Source organism: Mesorhizobium sp. B2-3-4 (assembly GCF_006442315.1).
Classification (GTDB): Bacteria; Pseudomonadota; Alphaproteobacteria; order Rhizobiales; family Rhizobiaceae; genus Mesorhizobium.
This window is the reverse complement of sequence record NZ_VFVY01000002.1, coordinates 137,059-159,128: the sequence shown is the minus strand read 5'-3', so window position 1 is coordinate 159,128 and position 22,070 is coordinate 137,059. Positions and strand designations below refer to the sequence as shown.

General features: G+C 63.6%; 24 protein-coding genes. 6 read left to right on the top strand and 18 right to left on the bottom strand.

Annotation, left to right across the window (positions count from 1 at the left end):
• Positions 1-22: 22 nt before the first annotated feature.
• The 11 genes from FJ967_RS04435 to uxuA form a co-directional block, all read right to left on the bottom strand.
• Positions 23-1,174, bottom strand: a complete 1,152-nt coding sequence (locus FJ967_RS04435) for a CoA-transferase (protein ID WP_246675167.1) — start codon at positions 1,172-1,174, stop codon at positions 23-25.
• A 43-nt stretch (positions 1,175-1,217) separates the two neighbouring features.
• Entirely contained in the window at positions 1,218-2,006 is a 789-nt protein-coding gene (locus FJ967_RS04430) for an enoyl-CoA hydratase/isomerase family protein (protein ID WP_140730484.1), read from the bottom strand.
• Positions 2,007-2,008: 2 nt separating this feature from the next.
• On the bottom strand, positions 2,009-3,214 hold the full coding sequence (locus FJ967_RS04425; protein ID WP_140730483.1) for a CaiB/BaiF CoA-transferase family protein: 1,206 nt from the start codon (positions 3,212-3,214) through the stop codon (positions 2,009-2,011).
• Positions 3,215-3,235: 21 nt separating this feature from the next.
• On the bottom strand, positions 3,236-4,021 hold the full coding sequence (locus FJ967_RS04420) for an SDR family oxidoreductase (protein WP_140730482.1): 786 nt from the start codon (positions 4,019-4,021) through the stop codon (positions 3,236-3,238).
• Position 4,022: 1 nt separating this feature from the next.
• Complete coding sequence (locus FJ967_RS04415) at positions 4,023-5,018, bottom strand: ABC transporter permease (RefSeq protein WP_140730481.1); 996 nt, start codon at positions 5,016-5,018, stop codon at positions 4,023-4,025.
• 4 nt (positions 5,019-5,022) lie between these two features.
• Entirely contained in the window at positions 5,023-6,555 is a 1,533-nt protein-coding gene (locus tag FJ967_RS04410; protein ID WP_140730480.1) for a sugar ABC transporter ATP-binding protein, read from the bottom strand.
• Positions 6,545-7,528, bottom strand: coding sequence for an ABC transporter permease (locus tag FJ967_RS04405; RefSeq protein ID WP_140730479.1), 984 nt, complete (start codon positions 7,526-7,528; stop codon positions 6,545-6,547). The genes FJ967_RS04410 and FJ967_RS04405 overlap by 11 nt, the downstream gene beginning before the upstream one ends.
• 66 nt (positions 7,529-7,594) lie before the next feature.
• Positions 7,595-8,623 carry a sugar ABC transporter substrate-binding protein gene (locus tag FJ967_RS04400; protein ID WP_140730478.1) on the bottom strand — a complete coding sequence of 343 codons (1,029 nt, stop codon included), beginning with the start codon at positions 8,621-8,623 and terminating at the stop codon, positions 7,595-7,597.
• A gap of 27 nt (positions 8,624-8,650) precedes the next feature.
• Complete coding sequence (locus FJ967_RS04395; RefSeq protein WP_140730477.1) at positions 8,651-9,502, bottom strand: IclR family transcriptional regulator; 852 nt, start codon at positions 9,500-9,502, stop codon at positions 8,651-8,653.
• Positions 9,502-10,644 (bottom strand): extracellular solute-binding protein, encoded by a 1,143-nt coding sequence (locus FJ967_RS04390; RefSeq protein WP_140730476.1) that lies wholly within the window; start codon positions 10,642-10,644, stop codon positions 9,502-9,504. Before FJ967_RS04390 ends, FJ967_RS04395 begins: the two co-directional genes overlap by 1 nt.
• Positions 10,645-10,763: 119 nt before the next feature.
• Entirely contained in the window at positions 10,764-11,948 is a 1,185-nt protein-coding gene (gene uxuA / locus FJ967_RS04385; RefSeq protein WP_140730475.1) for a mannonate dehydratase, read from the bottom strand.
• 135 nt (positions 11,949-12,083) lie between these two features.
• Here uxuA and FJ967_RS04380 point away from each other — a divergent pair, with 135 nt between their 5' ends.
• The 4 genes from FJ967_RS04380 to FJ967_RS04365 are packed head-to-tail and all read left to right on the top strand — an operon-like array spanning position 12,084 to position 15,471.
• Positions 12,084-12,872 carry a FadR/GntR family transcriptional regulator gene (locus tag FJ967_RS04380; RefSeq protein ID WP_246675166.1) on the top strand — a complete coding sequence of 263 codons (789 nt, stop codon included), beginning with the start codon at positions 12,084-12,086 and terminating at the stop codon, positions 12,870-12,872.
• Entirely contained in the window at positions 12,865-13,650 is a 786-nt protein-coding gene (locus FJ967_RS04375) for an SDR family oxidoreductase (protein WP_140730474.1), read from the top strand. The genes FJ967_RS04380 and FJ967_RS04375 overlap by 8 nt, the downstream gene beginning before the upstream one ends.
• A gap of 4 nt (positions 13,651-13,654) precedes the next feature.
• Entirely contained in the window at positions 13,655-14,770 is a 1,116-nt protein-coding gene (locus tag FJ967_RS04370; protein WP_140730473.1) for a mannonate dehydratase, read from the top strand.
• Positions 14,770-15,471 carry an RraA family protein gene (locus FJ967_RS04365; protein ID WP_140730472.1) on the top strand — a complete coding sequence of 234 codons (702 nt, stop codon included), beginning with the start codon at positions 14,770-14,772 and terminating at the stop codon, positions 15,469-15,471. The genes FJ967_RS04370 and FJ967_RS04365 overlap by 1 nt, the downstream gene beginning before the upstream one ends.
• Before the next feature lie 24 nt (positions 15,472-15,495).
• Here the strand turns inward: FJ967_RS04365 and FJ967_RS04360 are convergent, their stop codons facing one another.
• A complete protein-coding gene (locus tag FJ967_RS04360; protein WP_140730471.1) occupies positions 15,496-16,110 on the bottom strand; it encodes an alpha-ketoglutarate-dependent dioxygenase AlkB in 615 nt (204 codons plus the stop codon).
• Positions 16,111-16,262: 152 nt separating this feature from the next.
• Between FJ967_RS04360 and FJ967_RS04355 the strand changes: the two genes are divergently transcribed.
• Positions 16,263-16,700 (top strand): GFA family protein, encoded by a 438-nt coding sequence (locus FJ967_RS04355; RefSeq protein ID WP_140730470.1) that lies wholly within the window; start codon positions 16,263-16,265, stop codon positions 16,698-16,700.
• A gap of 70 nt (positions 16,701-16,770) precedes the next feature.
• Positions 16,771-16,971: a KTSC domain-containing protein gene (locus tag FJ967_RS04350; RefSeq protein ID WP_140730469.1), complete on the top strand. Its 201-nt coding sequence runs from the start codon at positions 16,771-16,773 to the stop codon at positions 16,969-16,971.
• A 21-nt stretch (positions 16,972-16,992) separates the two neighbouring features.
• Here the strand turns inward: FJ967_RS04350 and FJ967_RS04345 are convergent, their stop codons facing one another.
• The 6 genes from FJ967_RS04345 to cyoC form a co-directional block, all read right to left on the bottom strand.
• Positions 16,993-18,255: a DUF763 domain-containing protein gene (locus FJ967_RS04345; protein WP_140730468.1), complete on the bottom strand. Its 1,263-nt coding sequence runs from the start codon at positions 18,253-18,255 to the stop codon at positions 16,993-16,995.
• 121 nt (positions 18,256-18,376) lie between these two features.
• The gene (locus tag FJ967_RS04340) at positions 18,377-18,913 is read right to left on the bottom strand and encodes a response regulator transcription factor (RefSeq protein ID WP_210243553.1); all 537 of its coding nucleotides are present in this window, start codon (positions 18,911-18,913) and stop codon (positions 18,377-18,379) included.
• On the bottom strand, positions 18,903-20,255 hold the full coding sequence (locus FJ967_RS04335) for an ATP-binding protein (protein WP_140730466.1): 1,353 nt from the start codon (positions 20,253-20,255) through the stop codon (positions 18,903-18,905). Before FJ967_RS04335 ends, FJ967_RS04340 begins: the two co-directional genes overlap by 11 nt.
• Positions 20,252-21,067, bottom strand: coding sequence for an SURF1 family protein (locus FJ967_RS04330; RefSeq protein ID WP_140730465.1), 816 nt, complete (start codon positions 21,065-21,067; stop codon positions 20,252-20,254). Before FJ967_RS04330 ends, FJ967_RS04335 begins: the two co-directional genes overlap by 4 nt.
• Entirely contained in the window at positions 21,064-21,441 is a 378-nt protein-coding gene (gene cyoD, locus FJ967_RS04325; protein WP_140730464.1) for a cytochrome o ubiquinol oxidase subunit IV, read from the bottom strand. Before cyoD ends, FJ967_RS04330 begins: the two co-directional genes overlap by 4 nt.
• The gene (gene cyoC / locus FJ967_RS04320; protein ID WP_140730463.1) at positions 21,438-22,070 is read right to left on the bottom strand and encodes a cytochrome o ubiquinol oxidase subunit III; all 633 of its coding nucleotides are present in this window, start codon (positions 22,068-22,070) and stop codon (positions 21,438-21,440) included. Before cyoC ends, cyoD begins: the two co-directional genes overlap by 4 nt.

Here is a 22,070-nt window from a genome sequence, read left to right as displayed (position 1 = left end):
CACCGGCCTGGTAGTAGGCCGACTAGGTGTCATCGCCGCCGGCATGCGCCACCGCCGTCTCGCAATCCAGGCTTTCGATCAGCGACAGGATCATCGGGTTCGGCGCGATGTCGAGATGGCCGCAACTCATCGTTGCGATGATCATGTCCGGCGCATGCGTCGCCTTGGCCAGCCGGTAGGCGACGTTGGCGAGCGGCGAGACCGCACCGGCACTGGCGAAGCTCCCATTGTCGAGTTCGGCGGCAATGCGGGCGGAGATGATCTCATCGACGGAGGCCTGCTTCCCGCCATGCGTGAGCGCGGGCATGGCGAGGACCGTTTCAACGGCAACTTTCGCGGCTCCTTGAGACAGTTCCGGCACGCCGTCCGAAGGGAGGCGAAGACTGTCCGTCAACGACGTGTCCCGGTCGCCGAGAGCCTTCGACAATGCCTGATAGCCCGTGACGTAGAATGGCAGGCAGGACGCCGGATACGCACCGCCCGGCGCCAGCGCTATGGCTGAGACCTGATTGCGGGTCAGGATGCTCTGGCGGCCGTCCCGCCGCAGCGCCCCGACCGGGACGATTTCCTCGACCGTGACCAGCACTTTGCGCGCAGCACCGGCCATGGCGAAGTCCAGGGCGCGCGGTCCGATGATCTGCACATTGCCGCTCTCATCGGCGCGCTGTGCGTGGACGACGAACGTGTCGAGCCGCAGCGGCGGGATGAAACCGGTGGCAGCTCCGCTCACCGGATCAGGCATGGCGCCGGCCCCCGGGACGCGCGCAAGCATGTCCGATCCCAGCGGCAGTTGGAACGGCATCGACGGCAGGTTCTGCTGTGCCGCCCGCAACGCCTGGATCATGGCCAATGCCGTCCAGTCGCGAACCGGGATTGCGCCGGTCTCGGCGGCGGCGCGGAACCTCGGCGGCAGGCCGAAAATGTCGAGGCTGGAAAAGCAAAGGTCGATTTCCGCGACCGCGTTTGCTTCGAGCAGCAATTCCAGCGGCAAGCCGCCGGCCCAGCAGACGTAGTGCAAATCCCTGACATCTGATTGCGCTATGGCGCGCAGCAAGGCGATCGGCAGCCGGGCGAAATGGTGGCCGCCGACGCCAAGGGAGTCACCCCGGTCAACCATGGCGGCCAACCCCTCGACATCGGTGAAGCGCCGCCGGTTCGGTTTGACCAGGGACATTGCGCTCCGATCTGTCACGGCGCGAGACCTTTATCGCCGATGTTCACGACCCCACCTTGTTCGTCTTGCTGGTGCTCCGTTCGGCGAACTCCCTGATCCGCCGTTGGCCGATCGCACCGCGGTAGAGGTGACCGAGCAAGTCGCGTTCCATGGCCAGGCCGGCCGCCAGGTCGCCCGACACGGCATGCGCCGTCAGCGTCTTCAGGCTTTCGATCGCAGCGGCTGGTTCGGCGGCGATCATGCCGGCCAGTTCCAGGGCGCGCGGCATCAGCCTGTCGACATCGACGATCTCGTTGACCAGGCCGGCATGGACGAATTCCGAGGCCGATACGATGGCGCCGGTCATCAGCAGGAAATTGGCGCGGTTGCGGCCGAGCTTGGCGACACTGCGCTGCGTGCCTCCGCCGCCCGGGATCAGCCCGAGTTTGATCTCCGGCAGGCCGAGCTTGGCGAACTGGTTGGCGATGACGATGTCGCAGCACAAAACCAGTTCCATGCCGCCGCCCAGGGCAAAGCCGTTGACCGCCGCGATCACCGGCTTGCGGTTGTTCTCGATCGCCGCGTACATGCGCGTCCCGGCGGCCTGGAACGTGTCGAACTCCGGACCGGTCTGCGCGGCATATTCCTTGATGTCGGCGCCGGCCATGAAACCGCGCCCCTCGCCTGTCACCACGATCGCACCGATGCCTTCGTCGTGCGACAGCGCCTCGAAGGCCTCCGTGATCTCGCCTTGCATCAGCCGGTTCATGGCATTGAGCTGGTCGGCGCGGCGGAAGGTGACGACCGCGACGCGGCCGGTGGTTTCTACGGTGAGCGTCTGGTAGGCGCGCATGATCAGGCTGCGTCCACGGTCATGTCGCCCGACGCTTCGAGGGCCGCGATCTCTTCCTTCGACAGGCCGAACTCGGCCAGGATCTCGCGGCCATGCTGGCCGACCAGCGGCGCGGGCCGTTCGATGGTCGCCGGCGTCTCGCTCATCCTGACCGCTGGCGCCACCACCCGCACCTTGCCGCCGCGCGGGTGATCGTAGCTGGTGATCATGCCCATATGCGTGACCTGCGGATCTTCCGCCGCACGCCTGATATCCTTCACCTCGGCGCACCAGATGTCGGCGGCAAGCAATCGCCCCAGCAGGTCATGCGTGCCGAACTTTTTCGTCTCGGCATTGACCCTTTCGAACACCTCGTCACGCTTGTCGAACAAGGTCTTGAGGTCGTCGTAGACGGCAAGCCCCGGCGCCTGCAGAACCTCGTACAGCGTCTTGAACGGGCTCATGGCGATCGACACGTAGCCGCCGTCCTTTGTCTCGTAGATGCCGAACGGCGCCTGCATGCCGGGATGGCCGATACCGGAATTCGGCCGCACGAAGTCCTCGCCGAGATTGAGCACGGCGACATATTCCTGGTTGAGGTGCGCCAAGAGTCCGGCGAGCAGATTGACCTCGATCTTCTGGCCCTTGCCGGTCTTCTCGCGATAATAGAGCGCCGACAGGATGCCGTAGACCATGTTCATGGCGCCGATCTGGTCGGCAAGGCCCGCACCCGCTGGAACCGGCGCCTGGTCACCGCGACCGGTGTTGGCGATCAGGCCGGCGAGACCCTGGATCAGCATGTCCTGGCCGGGGCGCTCGACATAGGGCCCTTCCTCGCCATAGCCCGACCCCGAGCAGTAGATGATGCGCGAATTGACGGCCTTGAAGTCGTCATAGCCATAGCCGAGCTTGGCCAGCACGCCGGGGCGAAAATTCTGCACGACGACATCGGCGCTCTTGGCCATCTCCATGATGATGGCGTGTACCTTGCGGCTTTTCAGGTTGAGCGCGATCGAGCGCTTGTTGCGGTTCCAGGCAAGGAAATTCGGGCTCTCGGAACCGCCGACCCATTTGGCGAAAAAGGTCATGCCACGAAACATGTCGCCGGCGCCGGCGCGCTCGATCTTGATGACATCGGCGCCCATGTCGCCCAGCAGTTGCGTGGCGAACGGCCCCTGCAGCAGATGGCTGAAATCGAGGATACGGACGCCTTCGAGGGCCTTGTTCATTTCAGGTCTCGTTTCATCGTTTCAAAGCAGGTCGGGAACGTAGCGTGGCGCGGCCGTCAGCCCGCCATCGACACGCAGGTCTGTGCCGGTGGTGAAACCGGCGGCATCGGAGGCGAGATAGACGGCGGCCTCGGCGACCTCGGACGGTTCACCGATGCGGCCGAGCGGATGCATCTTGACCCAGGCCTTGGCGAGGTTGCCGCCGATCTCCCTGATCAGCTTGTCGTTCATCGGCGTGTTGATGGTGCCGGGCGAGATCGAATTGACGCGGATGTTCATCGGTCCGAACTCGACCGCCATCTGGCGTGTCATCGACATCACCGCGCCCTTGGCGCCGGCATAGGCTGTCCAGCCGTCGAGGCCGATATGGCCCTGCGCCGAGGCCATGTTGATGATCGAGCCGGATTTTTGCGCGATCATGTGCGGCAGCGCGTATTTGCAGCCGCGAAACACGCTGGTCAGGTTGACCGCGATCAGCCGGTGCCATTGCTCGTCGGTCATTTCGTGCACCGGCATGCCGCCAATGGCGATGGCGGCATTGTTGACCAGGATGTCGAGCCGCCCCGTCTTGCTGACGGCGCTGTCGATCAAACCTGATATGTCGGCCTCGAGCGAGACATCGCAATGCAGGTAGTCGGCCTGATGACCGGCGGCCCGAAGTGCCGCCGCGAAATCCTCACCGGCCTTGTCGGCGATATCGCCCAGGAACACGTGCGCCCCTTCGCGCGCCATCGCCTGTGCGATCGTATGGCCGATACCGTCGGCCGCACCGGTGATGACGGCGGTTTTGCCTTCAAGACGAGCCATGTCAGCCTCCGTTCGCGCGCCGGCGTTTCGCCTCGTCGAAGGCGACGGCGGCGATGATGATCATGCCGGTGATGACAAGTTGCCATTCCGTCGGCAGGCCAAGTCCGCGCAGGCCGTTGGACAGGAATTGCAGGATCAGGACGCCGAGGGCCATGCCGGTCAGGCTGCCTATGCCGCCGGCGAGGCTGACCCCGCCGAGCACCGTCGCGGCGACGACCTGGAATTCGAAATTGAGCCCTGCCGTATGCTGTGCCGAGCCGACGCGCGCGGCGAGGATAATACCGGCAACCGTCGCCAGCAGTGCGCTGATGATGAAGCAGATGAACTTGACGCGACGCACGTCGTAGCCGGCCAGACGCGCCACTTCCTGGTTGCCGCCCACGGCATAGATCTGCCGGCCGAACGGACGGTGCTGCATCATGTAACCGAAGGCGGCGAGCAGGACGATCGCGATGACCGCCGAATAGGGGATGACGTTGAAGAGCCGGCCATCCGACAGCGCGATGAAGCTGTCGAGGCTGGTGTTATCGGGAATCGCGCGCTGGCCGGTGTAGAGATAGACGCCGCCACGCATGATGAACATCGTGCCCAGTGTCACGATCAGCGAGTTTATGCCGGCATAGGCGGTGAGATAGCCGTTCACCACACCGATGATCAGGCCGAACAACAACGCACCGCCGACGCCGAGCAGCAGCGAATTGGTGTCGTTCATGATGATGATGAGCGGCAGCGCGATGGTCGCCAGCAGCGATCCGATCGAGATGTCGACCTCACCGGAAATGAAGACGATGGCGCAGCCTATGCCGGCGGTGAGCGCTAGCGAGGCCTGGCCGAGCACGTTGGTCATGTTGCGCACGGAGAAGAAATTCTCGACCGTGACGGAGAAGAAGACCAGCACCAGGACGAGGCAGACGAACAATGCCAGCTCCTGCCTGGCAAAGAGCCGCGCCAGCAAGGAGGGCTGGGCTTTTGCGGACGCAATATTGGCAAGGCTCATGGTCTCATCCGATCGCCGCATTGAGGATCTTTTCCTGCGTGGCTTCGTCGCGCGTCATGATCGCGGTCAAACGGCCCTCGCACATCACCGCGATCCGGTCGGCGAGGCCGAGCAGTTCCGGCATCTCGGACGTCATCATCACGACCGCCAGGCCTTCGCCGGCGAGGCGGTCGATCAATGCGAAGATTTCAGACTTGGCGCCGACGTCGATGCCGCGCGTCGGCTCGTCGACGACGATTACCTTGAGGCCGCGCATCAGCCAGCGCGAGATCAGCACTTTCTGCTGGTTGCCGCCCGACAGGTTCTTCACCTGCTGGAACAGGCTGGGCGTCTTGATGCGGAAGCGGTCGACATAGTCCTGCACGGCCTTGTGCTCTTTCGCCTTGTCGACGAACCCCAGGCGCGCGAAGGCGCCCAGCGAAGCCAGGCTGGCATTCTGGTAGACGGGCAGTTCGCCCATCAGCCCTTCGCTCTTGCGATCCTCGGTGAGCAGGCCGATGCCGAGCCTGACGCCGGTGCGCGTATCGTGCGGTGCGAGGCGCTGGCCGTCGACGCTGATCGTGCCCGCGGTGATCGGGTCGTAGCCGACGATCGCCTTGGCGAGTTCGGTGCGCCCCGCGCCCATCAGGCCGAAGAAGCCCAGCACCTCGCCGGCGCGTGCCTCGAAGGACACCTCGCTCAACTTCTTGGCTGTGCTGAGCCTGTCCACCGACAAGGCGATTTTGCTGCCCGCGGCGCCGCGCTGGCGGGGAAACAGGTTGTCGATGCGGCGGCCGATCATGTCCTGGATCAGCGTGTCGTTGGTGTGTTCGCCGATCGGTTTCGTCGATATGTGGCGGCCGTCGCGAAGCACGGTGACCGTATCGGCGATCTCGAACACTTCGTCGAGCTTGTGGCTGACATAGACCACCGCGATGCCGAGGTTGGCCAGCCGGCGGATGACGGTGAACAGCAACGACACCTCGTTCGGCGTCAGCGAGGAGGTCGGCTCGTCCATCACCACGACACGGGCTTCATGGGCGAGCGCGCGGGCGATCTCGACCATCTGCTGTTGGCTGACAGGCAACGATCCCGTGCGCGCCGCCGGATCGACGTTGAAGCCTATACGATTGAACAAAGCGGCCGACTCGGCGCGGATTTTCTTCCAGTCGATCGAGCCCGTTTTGCCGGTCGGATAGCCCTCCAGGAAGATGTTCTCGGCAACGGTGAATTCGGAGATCAAGGCGATTTCCTGAAAGACGACCTTGATGCCCTGTTTCAGGCTGTCGCGCGGCGACTTGATGTCGACCTCGCGTCCGCGCATGCGGATGGTGCCGGCATCCTTGCCATAGACGCCGGCCATGATCTTGATCAGCGTCGACTTGCCGGCGCCGTTCTCGCCCATCAGCGCATGGATCTTGCCAGGCTCCAGCGTGAAGTCGACATTGTCGAGCGCCACCACGCCGGGGAAGCGCTTGTCGATGCCGCGCAGTTCCAGCGCCGGCACGTCCTTGTCGACGGCGGCGCCTTCGCCGGGATGCAGGAAATCAACGGACATTGGCTCTGTTCCGGATGATGTCGAGATAGGTCGCCAGAATGATGACGATGCCGGGCACCACCATCTGCAGGTCCTGGTTCCAGCCGAGGATGATGATGCCGTTGTCGATCACCTTCAGCACCAGCACGCCGAGCAAGGTGCCGAACAGCGAGCCGCGCCCACCGAGCAGGCTGGTGCCGCCGAGGATGACGGCGGCGATGACGGTCAGTTCGAAGCCGCGGCCGGCGGTCGGCTGGCCGGCATTCATCAGCGACGACAGAATCATGCCGGCAACGCCGACGCACAGGCCGGTGACGATGAAGGCGAACAGCTTGAGGCGCTCCGAGCGTATGCCCGACAGGCGCACCGCCTTTTCGTTGGCGCCGACCGCATAGAGGTAGCGGCCAAGCGTGGTGAAGCGCAGCGTCACATAGGCGACCACGAAGATCAGCGCCGCCAGGATAACCGGAACCGGTACAGGACCGGCATAGCCGGCGCCGAGATCGGTGAAGCTCGCGAGCTGATTGTGGTTCTGCACCGCCTCGCGCGTGAACAGATAGACGCCGCCCTGCAGCATCATCATCGTACCGATGGTGGCGATCAACGAGTTCACCCTGAGCCTGGTGACGACCAGGCCGTTGAACAGACCGACCCCGCCGGCAAAGGCGAGCGCCGCCAGCATGCCGAGCGCGAGGCTGTGGGTGGAATTCAGCACCGCCATGCCGATGCATCCGACAAAGGCGAGCGAAGCGCCGACCGACAGGTCGACCTCGGCGGTGATGATGAGCATGGTCATGCCCGAGGCGACGATCAGCACCAGCGCGCACTGACGCAAAATGGCGATGATGTTGGCCTCCGAATAGAACTGTGGCGCCGCGATCGAGATGGCGATGCACAGCACCGCCAGGATGACGCCCAGCACGAGCTGGCTGCTGCCCAGCAGCTGGCCGCCGATAAAGCGCTTCGGCGCGGAGGCGTGTGTAAGCTCGCTCATTTCAGTCCATTCCAGACCACTGGCACTGCCCTTCCCGCGTCACGGGAAGGGCAGTGCCGTCAGGCGTTATTGCTTCAGGTCGGCGGAGGTCTTCATGCACTTCGCCGGCGGCTGCAGCGCGTTGACGGCATCCCATTTGATGGTGCGTGTGGTGCCGTCATAGTCGTAGTACTTCTTCCAGTCGTCGCCGTTCATCGGCGCGGTCGGGCTGACGATATGCTCGGGCACTTCCTCGTTGTTGAAGAGCTTGACCGCCGCGTCGATGGCGGTGAACCCTTCCTTTTCCGGGAACATCGCGGCCTCGATACGGTAGGACGGCTCGTTCTGCATCGCGTTGATGAAGGCGAGGCCCTCACCGCCGGTGCCAACCGTCAACAGGCCGTCCTGCGACTTGCCCGCCGCCTTCCAGGCTTGCAGGCCGCCAAGCGAGGACGAGTCGTTGATGCCGTAGATGATGTTGATGTCGGCATTCTTGGCAAGTGCGGCCGAAGAGACTTCGAGCGCACGGTCGGGATTGCCGCCGCCGTCGAGGTCATGGACCATGACCGCATCGGGGATGATGGTCTTGAGCCCGTCCATGAAACCATGCGAGCGCAGCACGGTCGCCGACAGCAGCGGCAGGCCGACATTCATCACCTTGGCGACGCCGCCCAGTTTCTCCTTGGCGTATTTGCCGGCTTCGACGCCTGACATGTAGCCGGTGTCGTAGTCGCAGATAGCGACCATCGTGGTCATGCCCTTGACCGGGTTGCCTTCAAGCACCACCGGGACGTTGGCGGCCTTGGCCTGGCGCAATAGCGGCACCACGCCTTCCTCGTTCACCGGCGTGATGATCAGCACGTCGACGCCCTTGGCGATGAAGTCCTCGGCGGCCGCGACCTGCTTGGCGATATCGAGATTGGCATCCTGCACCTCGACCTCGATGCCGAGTTCCTTGCCGTGAGCCTTCATGCCCTTGATGACGTTCTGATACCACTCATGGGTGGCGTAGTTGGTGACGTAGCCGATGCGCTTGGGCATGTTCTCGGCATGGGCGGCGGCACCGAGCGCCAGCATGGCGGCTGACGCGAACAGGATTGACTTGGACCAGAGCATTTTCTTCTCCCAGATTTATCGCTTTTGTTAGTCGCTGAACGGGTAGTCCCGCCGTTCCGGGTCGGCACGTAAGGCGTTGGTGGCTTCACCCCGGCCGAGTGCCGCGGATATTTTTTCGGCCGCCGCCCGGGTGCGTTCGAAGACGGTTTCGCGGTCGAACCGCGCCGCTTTCTGCGGCAGCAAGGGCACGGTGAGAGCGGCGATGACGGCGCCGGTATGATCGCGCACCGGCATGGAGATGTTGGTGCAGGCCTCGACAGCCAGCGAGGCGCGCATCTCGTAGCCGAGCCTGGCGACCTCGCTCAGGCGCGCCTCGATTTCCGGGCGAGTGCCCTGGCCCTCGCCCGCAGCCACGATGCGCTCGACGATGCGGTCGCGCTCGGCGGGGTTTGAATGGGCAAGCAGCACGGCGCCCGAACTGGTTTCGAGGATCGGGAAATGTGACCCGAGCGCCACCGAGTAGCGCATCGGCAACGGTGAATCGATCTGCAGCACCACCAGCGCATTCTGGCCTTCGCGCACCACCAGGTGACAGCTCTGGTCGGCATTGGCGGTCAGTTCACGCATCACCGGCAACGCGCATTCGACCAGCCGGTTTACCGGCGGATGCATATGCGCCAGCTCAAACAATTTCAGCGACAGGCGGAAGCGGTCCGACTGGGTGCGGAAGATGTAGCCGCGCTTCTCCAGCAGAAGCAGGATGCGGTAGATTTCGTGGATGGAGCGGCCCATTCCGGTTGCGATCTCGGTCTGGGTCAGCGTCTCGGCGCTGGCGGCCATGAACTCCAGCACGTCGAGCGCCTTGTCCACCGCCGGCACGCGATAGCCGTTGCGGCCGTTTTCACCGTCGTCGAGCGTCTCGGCAACACTGGCAGCCATCACGCAATGCTCCGTTCCGGTTGCCTGGTTTGGCGGTAGAGGCGATTGACGTGATCGGCGAGTTCGGCTGCCGATACCTCACCGGCGATTGCCGCAGCGGCGTGCGGCGCGCATTCGCGGAAGAAGGCGATGAAGCCCGGATGCGTGGGACGCAGATAGGACGAGGCGATGGTGCGCAGCGTCGAGGAGAAGAAATCGCCGGAGGAATCGTTGACCCCGGCGTCTTTCCAGGCCGCCAGCGATCCCGGTTGTCCGCCCGCCCTTACATACTCGCCGCGCTGATACTGCGGCGAGCATAGGAACAGTGCGTAGTCGATCGCCGCCTGGCGGTGCTTCGACTGGGCGCTGACGCCGATGCCGGCACCACCGAGCAAGGCGCCGGTGGAGCCTGGAGTGGGCACGTCAGCGAAGCGCAGATATGGCAGTTCGATCCTGGAGGCGTAGTTCACATAGCCGAAGGCGAAAGGCACATAGACCACGTCGTCATGCGCGACCATGTGGTCGTAGCAGCGGATCGGATTCCATTTCGATGAATTCGGATGCGACAGCGCGGCAAGTTCCCTCAATTGCGCGATGGCCTGTTCGACCCTTTCCACGACGATGAACTGCTCGCCATCCTCCTGAGGACGGCCAAGCGTCAAAAGCATGCACATGGCGTCCGTCGGCACCGAAGGCAGGCCGAGCCATTTGCCGTCCCTGCGCGCAAGCCGGCCGAGTTCCAGCACCTCGTCATGCGTGCGCGGCACCGGCCCGTAGCGCTCCAACAGGTCGGGGCGATAGGAAGCGACATGGCAGGCGGCATCGATCGGCAATGCCCACTGGCGCCCCTTCCTTTCGTAGGAGTGCCAGGACGCGCCGACTGAATCCTGTTCGAAGAAGCGTATCTGCTCGGCCGAGAGATAGGCGTCGAACGGCACCATCAGTTCATCCCGAGCGATGTCGCCTATGAAGGGATGGTCGAACACGACCAGATCGTAGGTGCCGAGCACCGGGCCGAGCGCGCCCTCGCCGAATTCATAGAGGCTGCGTCGGTCCCACTCGATTTCGAGGCCGGGATTGGCTGCGCAATACGGCACCACGCTGGCGTCGAGCGGACCCCAGCAACGTCGATGATCCCACGCAAGACCGCGCAGCCTTGTCATTTCAGGCAATTCCTCCCTGGAGCCGGACATCTCAGCCCGGCCCGCCGACTAGTAACAGGTATTTTCACATAGACAAGTAACTTTTACATATGCAAACGGCGGCTTGCCCTCCGATTGCCTCAGGCCAAGCCGAACCGCTCCACCGCACGCATGATGCCGCGCAGCTCGGCCAGGCCCTTCAACCGGCCAATAAGCGAATAGCCGGGGTTGATCTTTTTCTTGCCGATGTCGTCGGCCAGCAGATGTCCGTGATCCGGCCGCATCGGTATTTGCCAGTCGGCGCGGCCTTCCTTGCGGCGGCGCGCCTCCTCCTGCATCAAAGCGAGGATGACATGGGCCATGTCGGTACCACCCTCGAGATGCTCGGCCTCATAGAACGAGCCGTCGTCCTCGATGGTGATGTTGCGCAGATGGACGAAATGGATGCGGTCGGCGAATTCCTTGACCATGGCGACAATGTCGTTGTCGGCGCGTGTGCCGTAGGAACCGGTGCAGAAGGTCAGGCCGTTGGCGGGGCTGTCGACGGCGCTCAGGATGAAACGCGCATCCTGCGCGGTCGAAACGACGCGCGGCAGACCGTAGAGCGAGAAGGGCGGATCGTCAGGGTGGATGCACATGCGCACCCCCGCCTCCTCGGCCGCCGGGATGATCTCGCGCAGGAACCAGGCGAGATTATCGCGCAGCTCCCTGGGGCCGATTGCATCATATTCCGCCAGAGCCTCGCGAAAGCTGTCCCTGTTATAGCTGCGCTCCGTCGCCGGCAGGCCGGCGATCAGATTACGCTCGATCTGGTCGATCTTCTCGGCGCTCAGTTCCTTCAGCCGCTTCTCGGCCTCGGCAATACGCGCGGGCGTATAGCTTGCCGCGCCATTCCTGCGCTGCAGGACAAAGAGATCATAAGCGGCAAAGTCGATAGCGTCGAAGCGCAAGGCATAACCGGTCGTCGGCAGCCGGTAGGCCAGATCGGTGCGCGTCCAGTCCACGACCGGCATGAAGTTGTAGCAGATCGTCCGGATGCCGGCTTTGGCGAGCGCGCGGATGCTGTCTCGATAATAGCCGGCATAGCGCTCGCGCTCCGGAGCGCCGATCTTGAAGGAATTGTGGACCGGAATGCTCTCGACGACAGACCAGGTCAGCCCGGCCGCCTCGATGATGCGCTTGCGCTCGAGCACGTCGGCCTCGGGCCAGGCCCTGCCGTCATAGATCTGGTGGAGCGCCGAAACCACGCCGGTGGCGCCAGCCTGTTTGACATGTTCGAGCGTCACCGGATCATCGGGACCGTACCAGCGCCAACACTGTTCCATGAAGTCTCCTCATCGTTTTGCGGCGACCATATTGTCGGACCACTACCCTGTCAACACAACCTTTTTCGCTATGCATCGTTGATTTTCGCATGACGAAACTCTAATCTGGTCCAACAAATATAAAAGGATCAGCTGTTGGAACAGGCAAGCCACGAGCCGGCGGAAGTGTCTGAAGAAGCGGGAATCAGCAGCTCGGCCGTCGACCAGACCGTGCGGCAGATCCTCGACCTCATCCGCAATCGGGCCCTGTCCGTCGGTGACGTCCTGCCCACGGAGCGGGAGCTCGGCGAATTGTTCGGCGCGAGCCGCAACACGATCCGGGAAGCGCTGCGGACCATCCGCACCTATGGCCTGATCGACCCCAAGCCGCGTGTCGGCGCGGTGCTGGCCGATCGGCATGATATCGCGATCCAGAATTTTTTCGCCGCGCAGATGGACATATCGAAGACGTCCTTTCACGACATACAGGGATTTCGCCGCATCATCGAAGTCAGCATCGGCGACCACATCATTCTCAACACCAGCACCGCCGAACTCGACGCCCTGGACGAGGTCAACGGCCTGATCGAGACCGCCAGGGATGTCCAGGAAGCGGCGCAGCGGGATTTCGACTTCCACCTGGCGCTGATGAAGCTCGCCGGCAACCGCATGCTGGTGCAGACCTACCAGTTCCTGTCGCCGGTCATTCTCCACATCATGACGGTCGGCAAGTCCATCCGACCGGTGCTGAGTGAAACACGCCACGCCCATTGCGAGATCATCGCGGCGCTGCGCGCCCGCGACCGCATCGCCTACAGCTATTTGATGAGCCGGCACCTCGATTTCGGCCTGCGCTTCGTTCCCGACGACCTCGAAAATGCCCGAACCACGCCGACGGTGCCGTCGGCGGACAAAACATCTCCCAAGGATTTGCCCCATGCTTGATTTTGAGAACAAGGTTGCGCTGGTCACCGGCACGACCGGCATCGCGCTCGCCACCGCGAAGCGCCTGGCCGAAGGCGGTGCGGCGATCGTCGCCTGCGGCATCGACAAGGCGGCCAACGCCGCCATGCAGGCCGATCTCCTCAGGGCCGGAGCCAGCGCACTGATACAGACGGTGGATGTTTCCGTTGCCGACGGGGTGCGCGAGGCGATCGCGGCCGGCGTCGCGAAATTCGGCGGCATCGACGTGATCGTCAATTCGGCGGCGGTGCATCCCTATGGAACGGCGACGACGACCGACTGGGAAACCTGGAGCCGGGCCATGACTGTCAATGTCGGCTCGATCTACCTCACCGCGCATTTCGGCATCCCCGAAATGATCAAGCGCGGCGGCGGCGCCATCGTCAACGTCGCCTCGGTGCAAGGCTTCGCCTGCCAGCAGAACGTCGCCGCCTATGCCACGACCAAGGGCGCCATCCATACGCTGACGCGGTCGCTGGCGCTCGACTACGCAGCCTCGGGCATCAGGGTGAATTCGGTGAGTCCCGGTTCAATCCGCACGCCGATCCTCGAAAAGGCCGCGCGCGGCGATGATGGCAGCGATGCCGATGTCGAAGAGGCCTACAGGCGTTTCGGCGCGGCGCATCCCCTTGGCCGTATCGGCGAACCGGAGGAAGTCGCAGAACTCATCGCATTCCTGTGCTCGTCCAAGGCCGGATTTTGTACAGGCGCGGACTACAAAATCGACGGCGGCCTGACCGCCGGCATCGGTGTGAAGTAAGGCCATGAAGATCGGTCTTGGGCTCTATCGGGAGTCGCTCACGCCGGACAATTTCCGCTTCGCCCGGCAAGCCGGCGCGACCCATGTCGTGGCCCATCTCACCAATTATTTTCGTGGCCGCGACCCTTCCCTGTCCGCCGGAAGCGAAGCCGAGGGTTGGGGCAATTGCTCCGACGACACGCTCTGGAGCCACGAGGATTTCGCCGGCCTGGTGAAGACCGTACGTGACAATGGTCTGGAGATCGCCGCTATCGAGAATTTCTCGCCCCGCTTCTGGTCCGATGTGCTGCTTGGCGGCCCTGACAGGACAAACCAGATCGAGGGGCTGAAACGCCTTGTCCGCGACGCCGGGCGCGCCGGCATACCTTGCATCGGCTACAACTTCTCGATTGCCGGGGTCTGGGGTTGGTCGCGCGGCCCGTTCGCGCGTGGCGAAGCGATGTCGGTGGGGCTCGACCTCTCGGCCATCGATGCCGATCTGCCTCTCCCCGACGGTGTCGTCTGGAACATGCGCTATCGCGCCGGACGGCCCGACGCAGCGCCGGTGCAGGTCGGCAGCGCCGAGCTTTGGCAGCGGCTGGAGGTTTTTCTGCGCGAGATCGTGCCCGTGGCCGAAGAGGCCGGCGTGGTGCTGGCGGCGCATCCCGACGATCCGCCGGCCGAGGCATTGCGCGGGGCAGCGCGTCTGGTCAACCGGCCGGAAAAATATGATCGGCTTATGGACATCGTCGACTCGCCGTCCAACGGACTGGAACTCTGCCTCGGCTCGCTTCAGGAGATGCCGCGGACAGACGATATCTACGCCCATGTCAGGCGCTTCGCCCAACGCGGCCGCATCGGCTACATCCACTTCCGCAACGTGCGCGGCAAGGTGCCCAGATATCACGAGACCTTCGTCGACGATGGCGATATCGACATGGCCGAGATCGTGCGCATCCTGCGCGACGAAAATTATCAAGGCGTGATGATCCCCGATCATACGCCGGAAATGTCGTGCGACGCGCCCTGGCATGCCGGCAAGGCTTTCGCGCTGGGCTATATGCGCGCGCTCGTCCAGAACGCGGACGCACTCGGGCCTTCGCGCAGCGCCCAATCGAGTGACAATCGGAGGCAAGCCTGATGACAGGATCGACCCGTCTCTACGGTGACGACACCGAAATGTATCGCTTGTTCGAGACCGAACTCTTCGTCGCCGTGGTTGGCGACGTGATGGACACGATAGGGCTGCAGCATCAGTTCCTGCCGCCCGTGTTCAAGCCGGTCGACGACACGACGCGGCTGCTCGGCCGCGCTATGCCGGTGCTCGAGACCGACATCTTCCCGTCCAGCGCGCCAACCCACAATCCGCTGATGACCAAGCCGTTCGGGCTGATGTTCGAGGCGCTGGACGATTTGAAGCCGGGCGAGATCTACGTCGCCAGCGGCGCCTCGCCCCGCTACGCCCTGTGGGGCGAGCTGATGTCGACGCGGGCGAAAATCCTCGGCGCGCATGGCGCGCTGGTCGATGGCTTCGCCCGCGACACTGACGGCATCAAGGCGCTGGGATTTCCCTGTTTCTGCACCGGTTACTACGCACAGGATCAAGGCGTGCGCGGCAAGGTGGTCGACTATCGTTGTGCGCTCGAAATCGGCGGCGTGCGCATCGAGCCGGGAACGCTGCTGTTCGGCGACAAGGAAGGGATGCTTGTCATTCCACGACAGGCCGAGGAGGAAGTGGTGCGGCTGGCGCTTGAAAAGGTTCGCGGCGAGAAGCTCGTTGCCAAGGCGATCCGCGACGGCATGAGTGCGGTGGAGGCCTACAGGACTTTCGGCATCATGTGATGGGGCAAGTCTGCGGCGTGACGTTCAGGGACTTTGAGTTCGCAACGTGCGCAAGGTAATCGAATAGCGATGCTCGGCAAGCGGTGGAATGCTGTGCTCCCATTCCGTTCGCGCGGACCCCGTCATGAGATAGACCGATCTCGGCTCGACGGTGATGGTCCGGCGCTCCCATCCGGCCGCTTTCTTGCGTCGAAGGCGAAAATCGCAGGGCGCCAGCAACGAAACGCCGGCAACGTCCTCGAAATGCGGCTTGTCGCGATGCCAACCGATACCGGCGCCGGGCCGGTATTCATTGATCAGTATCTGCGCGAAGGCCTTGGCAGGCTGGCGCGCAAAGGCGGCAACCTTCTCGCGCAAGGGCAACAGAAAGTCAGGTATCGGTGGTGCCTCGACGACTTCGCGTCGGTCGTAATCGTAGCGAAGGCCAAAACCGACGACGCGTCGGTTCGCCAGATGGCCATGGAAGTCAAAGGCCTTGAAGGGCAACCCTTCGAGATGCCTGACGAGTTTGACTTCCTCCTGCGGCCGGATCAGTTCGGGCTGGTAGGCGAAACCCTCCGGCAAATCCTGGGCGGCACCGAAGAGATCGTACTGAGGCGCCGGACCACGGCTGGCTGTTTTCGATTTGAACGGCGACATTGCGTTTAGATGGTGAAGGCCGGACCACAAGGCAACACGATGAACGGCGCCCGTTGGCTTTCGGCTCGACGGAACGCCTAAGCGGCAATGACGGTTTAGGATGCGGCGGCGCCATCGACGTCGCTGCAAACGCTCGAGCCTGGGAGAGCAAGATGCCGCGTGTCGAGACTGGGGCCTGCTTTTGCGGAACGATTGCCGCCACCATGGACGGCGAGCCGTTCTGGATATGCTACGATCACGATGATGATTGCCGCAAGGCGATCGGTGGTCCGCTCACCGTCTGGGTCGGATACCGGCCGACCCAATTCAACCTTCTGAAGGGAACGCCAAAGGCATTTTCCAGGACGCCGGGCGTTGTGCGGACGTTCTGCCCCGACTGTGGCAGTTCGATAGGCTACAGCGACGAGGGCCTGCCGAACGAGCTCTATCTGACAATCGGGTTCTTCGACAAACCTGAGGGGCTAAAACCACAGGCACACGCCTATTGGGACCTCAGGCTGCCCTGGGTTGAATTCGATGACAAACTGCCCCGCATTGACCGATATTCGAGGAAGCGGGATCCGAAACTGGGCAATCCACGCGACAGATAGCGCCGGGCGACTGACGTTGGGGAACCGGACAGTGCCCTGCGGATTTATCTGACTGAGCCGCAGGTGCCACATGCCATCGACCGCGATCCGAAACACACACTACGATCCCTCGACCAGAACCCTCTCCGTCTGGTTCGTGCCGAGTGGCCGTCGTTATGACTATACGGATGTCTCCCCGACAACCTATGCCGCCTTCATGAAAGCTCCCTCGAAGGGCGGCTTCTTCAATGAATTCATCCGTGACCGCTACAGTTACCGTCGCGTCGCGTGACACGGGCGCAAGGTCGACCTCTCACGCCTTCTTGTTCAGCCCGGCGGTCACTTCGTCTGGTGCCGGCTCCCAACCGAAGACGCTGCGCCCGCCTAGCAGATGCGACTGGTCGAATTCGCCGGCGACGATTTCCTTCAGGCTGGGTCCGGTGACATAACGCTCGACCTGTCGCGACTGGTCGTCGAGCCGCTTCAGGGCGCCGATTTCTTCTTCGCGGCCAAGCCTGGCCTTTTGCACGGCGGACTTCAGGACGCCGATCGTCTCGTCATAGACCTTGAGCGGAACGGGGAACGGATGCCTGTCCTTGCCGCCATGCGCTAGCGAAAAACGGCCCGGGTCTGAAAACCGGCATGGCGCGCCATGCACCACTTCGGCGACCAGCGCCAATGCGCGCACGGTGCGGGCGCCCACGCCGGGGACCAGGAGAAGTTCGGCAAAATCAGAAGGCCCCCGCTCGGCGGCGGCGGCCATGTTGCCGTGAAGACGATGCATCACGACGTCGCTTTCACGAACGTCATGGTGCGCCGGCATGACCAGATGCGGCAACATGGGCTGCTGCGGAGCCGTTGCGCTGGCGGGCTCCAAAGCGGCGAACTCCCGCAGGATGCGGTCCGGTCCGAGTTCCTGGAGCAGGTCGAGCTGTCCCTGGCGCGAAGCTTCGGCGCGGCGGTCGGTCAGGTTGACGATCTCGCCCTGGTTGGCGCCCTCAATGGCGACGTGCGGCTGGTCGACGAAACTCTTCAGACCTTCGGACAGCCAGTGGTAGCGGCGCGCCACCTTGCTGTCGCCGTTCATGCCTTGCTGAACCACCACCCAGTCGCCATCGTCGGTAACGATGAAGCCATGCAGATAAAGGTCGAAACCGTCCTGAACGGCGGCGCTGTCCACCTTGGCGACAAGCCGGCTGGCGGTAGCCAGGCGCGCGCCGTCGAAGCCGATGCGCTCGCCGATGGCGGCAAGCTCGTGCGGGGTCTTGCGCGAATGGGCGCCGCGGCCGCCGCAGACATGAATGCCGAGTTCGCCCGACAATGGGGTTAGGCCGCGTTTCAAGGCGCCGACGACGCTGGTGGTGATGCCGGACGAGTGCCAATCCATGCCCATGACCGCGCCGAAGGACTGGAACCAGAACGGGTGCGCCAGACGCCGCAACAATTCGTTGCGGCCGTAGTGATGGATGATCGCCTCGCACATGACGGCGCCGAGGCGCGTCATGCGGTCGCCCAGCCATTTCGGCACGCGTCCGCCATGGAGGGGAAGATCCGCACTGCCCGATCGTTGCGCCAAATCACTTACCCGTTTCGATATCTGCCTGACAGATAAGTATCCCAGGCCGCGCAAGGAAGCAGTGAATGCGCGGTGGAATGTCCAGACCGGTTTCGGTGATGCGCCGACGCCGCGCTTCCCGCTATCGCACCACGCGCTTCTCCAGCTTGCGGGCCAAAGTGCGCCGGTGCAGGCCAAGCCGGCGCGCCGTTTCGGAGATGTTGAAGCCGGTTTCGACCAGCGTTTCGTGGATGCGTTCCCATTCCAGGTTCTTGATCGAGGTGGGCCGGCTGGAAAGCGGCACGGAGACATCGCCCTCGCCACGGCCGAAGGCGGCTTCGATGTCGTCGGTGTTGGCGGGCTTGGCCAGGTAATGGCTGGCACCGAGCTTGATCGCCTCGACGGCCGTGGCGATGCTGGCAAACCCCGTCAGCACGACGATCCTGGTCGAAGCATCGCGAGCATTGAGCAGCTTGACGCACTCCAGGCCGGAGCCGCCGGCTCCGAGCTTGAGATCGACGACGGCGTAGGCCGGAACAGCTGTTTGGAGGGCGCCGAGCAGGGCGTCCCTGTCGTGACAGACCGTGACGTCGTAGTCGCGCTTTTCGAAGGAGCGCTTCAGCGTTTTGGCGAAGGTCGCATCGTCCTCGATGATAAACAGCGATCGATCAGGCCTCATGGTCATCTCCATCGGTCAACGCCGCGAGCGGCAGCGAAAGGGTAACACAGGCGCCCTGCTCCATGTTGCGCGCCGAAAAATCGCCTCCCAGTTTACGGACCACGTTGACAACAAGGAAAAGACCGAGACCGCCGCCAGGCCGCCCCTTGCTCGACATATAGGGCTGTCCGAGCGCGGCCAGAATACCCTCGTCGAAACCCGGCCCGCGGTCGCGTACGGAGATCACCAGCTTGTCGCCCTGCCGCTCGGCGGTGACGCCGACCCAATGCTGCGAGGCTTCCTGGGCATTGTCGAACACGTTGAAGATGACCTGCTTCAGCGCCGTGTCGGATACGATCTGCTCGTCCGGATTGAAATCATTGCTGTATTCCAGCCTGAAGGGCTGGCGGCTGACGCGCCATTCCTCGACCAGATCGTCGAGGAAACCGCGGATGGTCGTGCGTATCGTTCCCTCGCCCCTGGCCTGTCCGGAAGACATCAGGATGCCGGACACGATGCGCTTGCAACGCTCGATCTGGGCCTGCATTTCGGCCACATCGGCCGCCAGTTCGCGGTTGCGCGCAAGGCTGCGCATCTGGCGCCAGTCGGAAATGATGACGGATATGGTGGCAAGCGGGGTGCCGAGTTCGTGCGCGGCGCCGGAGGCCAGCAGACCCATGCGCACGATGTGGTCCTCTTCGGCGGAGCGCTGGCGCAGATCGGCGAGATAGGCGTCGCGCTCGCGCAGATTGCGGTTGATGCGCGTCATGAAGATCACGATCAACCCGGCCGCCAGCACGAAACAGATGAACATGCCCCTGATATGCAGGGACAGGAGATCGCTGCCGCCATGATGCGGGATTGCGATCGGTTGAAACAGGAAGATGAGGAAGACGAAGCAGGCCGAGGCCGCCGCCACCAGGATCCAGGTCGACCGCGGCGTCAGCAACGCCGCGCCAAGCGTAATCTGCAGGAGATAGAGCGACACGAACGGATTGGACGCGCCGCCGCTCAGGTAAAGCTGTGTCGTCAATGCCGCCATGTCGAAGATGAGCGCGACGAAGAGCTGGGTGTTGGTGATCGGCCCGATACCGCGCAGGACCAGCAGGCTGAAGATGTTCAGGCCGACCAGGAACAGCACCACGCCGGCCATCTCGGCCAGAGGAAGCGGGATGGCGAACCAGTATTCCGTCGCCAGAATGGTGAGCACCTGGCCCGCCACGGCGAGCCAACGCAGCTGGATAAGCAGCAGCAGGTTCTTCCTGTTCGTGGCGTCGGGATTGGATACCGCGCCGTTCCTGCCGGCTAGGGATGCGGCGCCCAGGGGCAGGTCGTGGTGCCGCGTTTGCGTGGGGACGCTCATCGTGCTGGTCCTTGCCGCCGGCGGCGGCCGATCATCGGCCTGGCCAGGGCAAGAGTGAGCATCGCAGCGAGCGTGAACCAGGTCAAAGCATAGACCAGGTGCGTGTTGCGGAATGTCACGACCGTCAGCCCGCCGCGCGGCCAGCCATCGATGCCCGATGCTTCCGCATCGACGAAATAGGGAGCAACGTCCGTCAGGCCGCGCGCGGCCGCGATGGCACCGACGTCTCGCGAATACCAGCGATTGCCGGCGGCGTCGTTGCTGCGCAGGAAGCCGCCGCCGGGCTCGCTCATGCGCAAGAGACCGTCGATGACGGCCGGCGCGGCCGAGCTTGCGCCCTCGCGCTCAAATTCCGCCTTGCGCTCCGGCGGGATGAAGCCACGGTTGACCATCACGACGAAACCACGGTCGGTCAGCATCGGCGTCAGCACCCAATAGCCGCCACCAAGCTCGGTCACCGCCTGCACCAGCGTGTTGGCGCCCCCCTGAAAACGTCCGGCCAATCGCACATGGCCGTATTCGTAACCGGCCGCGGTGATGCCGTTCCAACGCTCCGGGCCGGGCGCATCGACAACCGGCGCATGGATGCGCTGGTCGACGCGCGCGATCAGGTCGAGCTTCCAGACCCGCCTTTCCAACTGCCAGATGCCGAGCCCGACAAACACCAGTACGCCGAGGACCCCAAGCAGCACCAGGAGGATACGCGACGCGAGCGACCTGCCGGCGCGCTCCTGTCGCGCGGGGCGCCGGGCGGCGTCGGCCTGCCCGACCGCCTCGATAGTGGTCCTCCCCGCGCCCGGCATGGGGCTCATGGCATCTCGCGCATGTCGTGGAGCCCCGGCATCATGTTGGCGTTGAGGTGATACATCACCCAGAGCGAGCCGGTCAGCACGATGACGACCAGGATCAGCGTGAAGATCAGCGCCAGCATCGACCATCCGCCTTCGGAGGCTGTGTTCATGTGCAGGAAGAAAACCATGTGGACGACGATCTGCACGACCGCGAAGGCCATGATGACGATGGCCGTGACCTGCTTGTCGTCGATGAAGCCGGTCATGACCAGCCAGAACGGAATGGCGGTCAGGATCACCGAGAGGACGAAGCCGGTCAGATAACCCTTGAACGACCCATGTGCCGCTCCGCCATGGACGTGGCCGTGGTCCTCGGCATGATCATGAGCGCTCATCGCAACATTCCCAAGAGATAGACGAAGGTGAAGACGCCGATCCAGACGACGTCGAGGAAGTGCCAGAACATCGAGAGGCACATCAGCCGGCGGCGGTTGGCCTCGATGAGGCCGAACCGCGCGACCTGCACCATCAGCGTCACCAGCCAGACGATACCGAAGGTGACATGCAGGCCGTGCGTGCCGACCAGGGTGAAGAAGGACGACAGGAAGGCGCTGCGCTGCGGTGTCGCGCCTTCATGGATCATGTGCGAGAATTCGTAGAGCTCGATCGACAGGAACGCGAGGCCGAACAGGCCGGTCACCGCGAGCCAGGCCTGCGTCGACGCCACGCGGCCCTTGTCCATGGTCAGCATGGCAAAGCCGTATGTGATCGAGGAGAAGAGCAGCATGGCGGTGTTGACCGCCACCAGATTGAGATCGAAGAGATCCTTGGGCGCCGGCCCGGCCGCGTAATTGGCGCCGAGCACGCCATAGGCGGCGAACAGCATCGCGAAGATCAGGCAGTCGCTCATCAGATAGAGCCAGAAGCCGAGCATGGTGCTGCTGCCTTCGGCGTGCGCATGCTCTTCTTCCAGATGGAAGACCGGTTCGGTTCCGGCGGTGGTCGCTATCGAAGCCATGCTCAA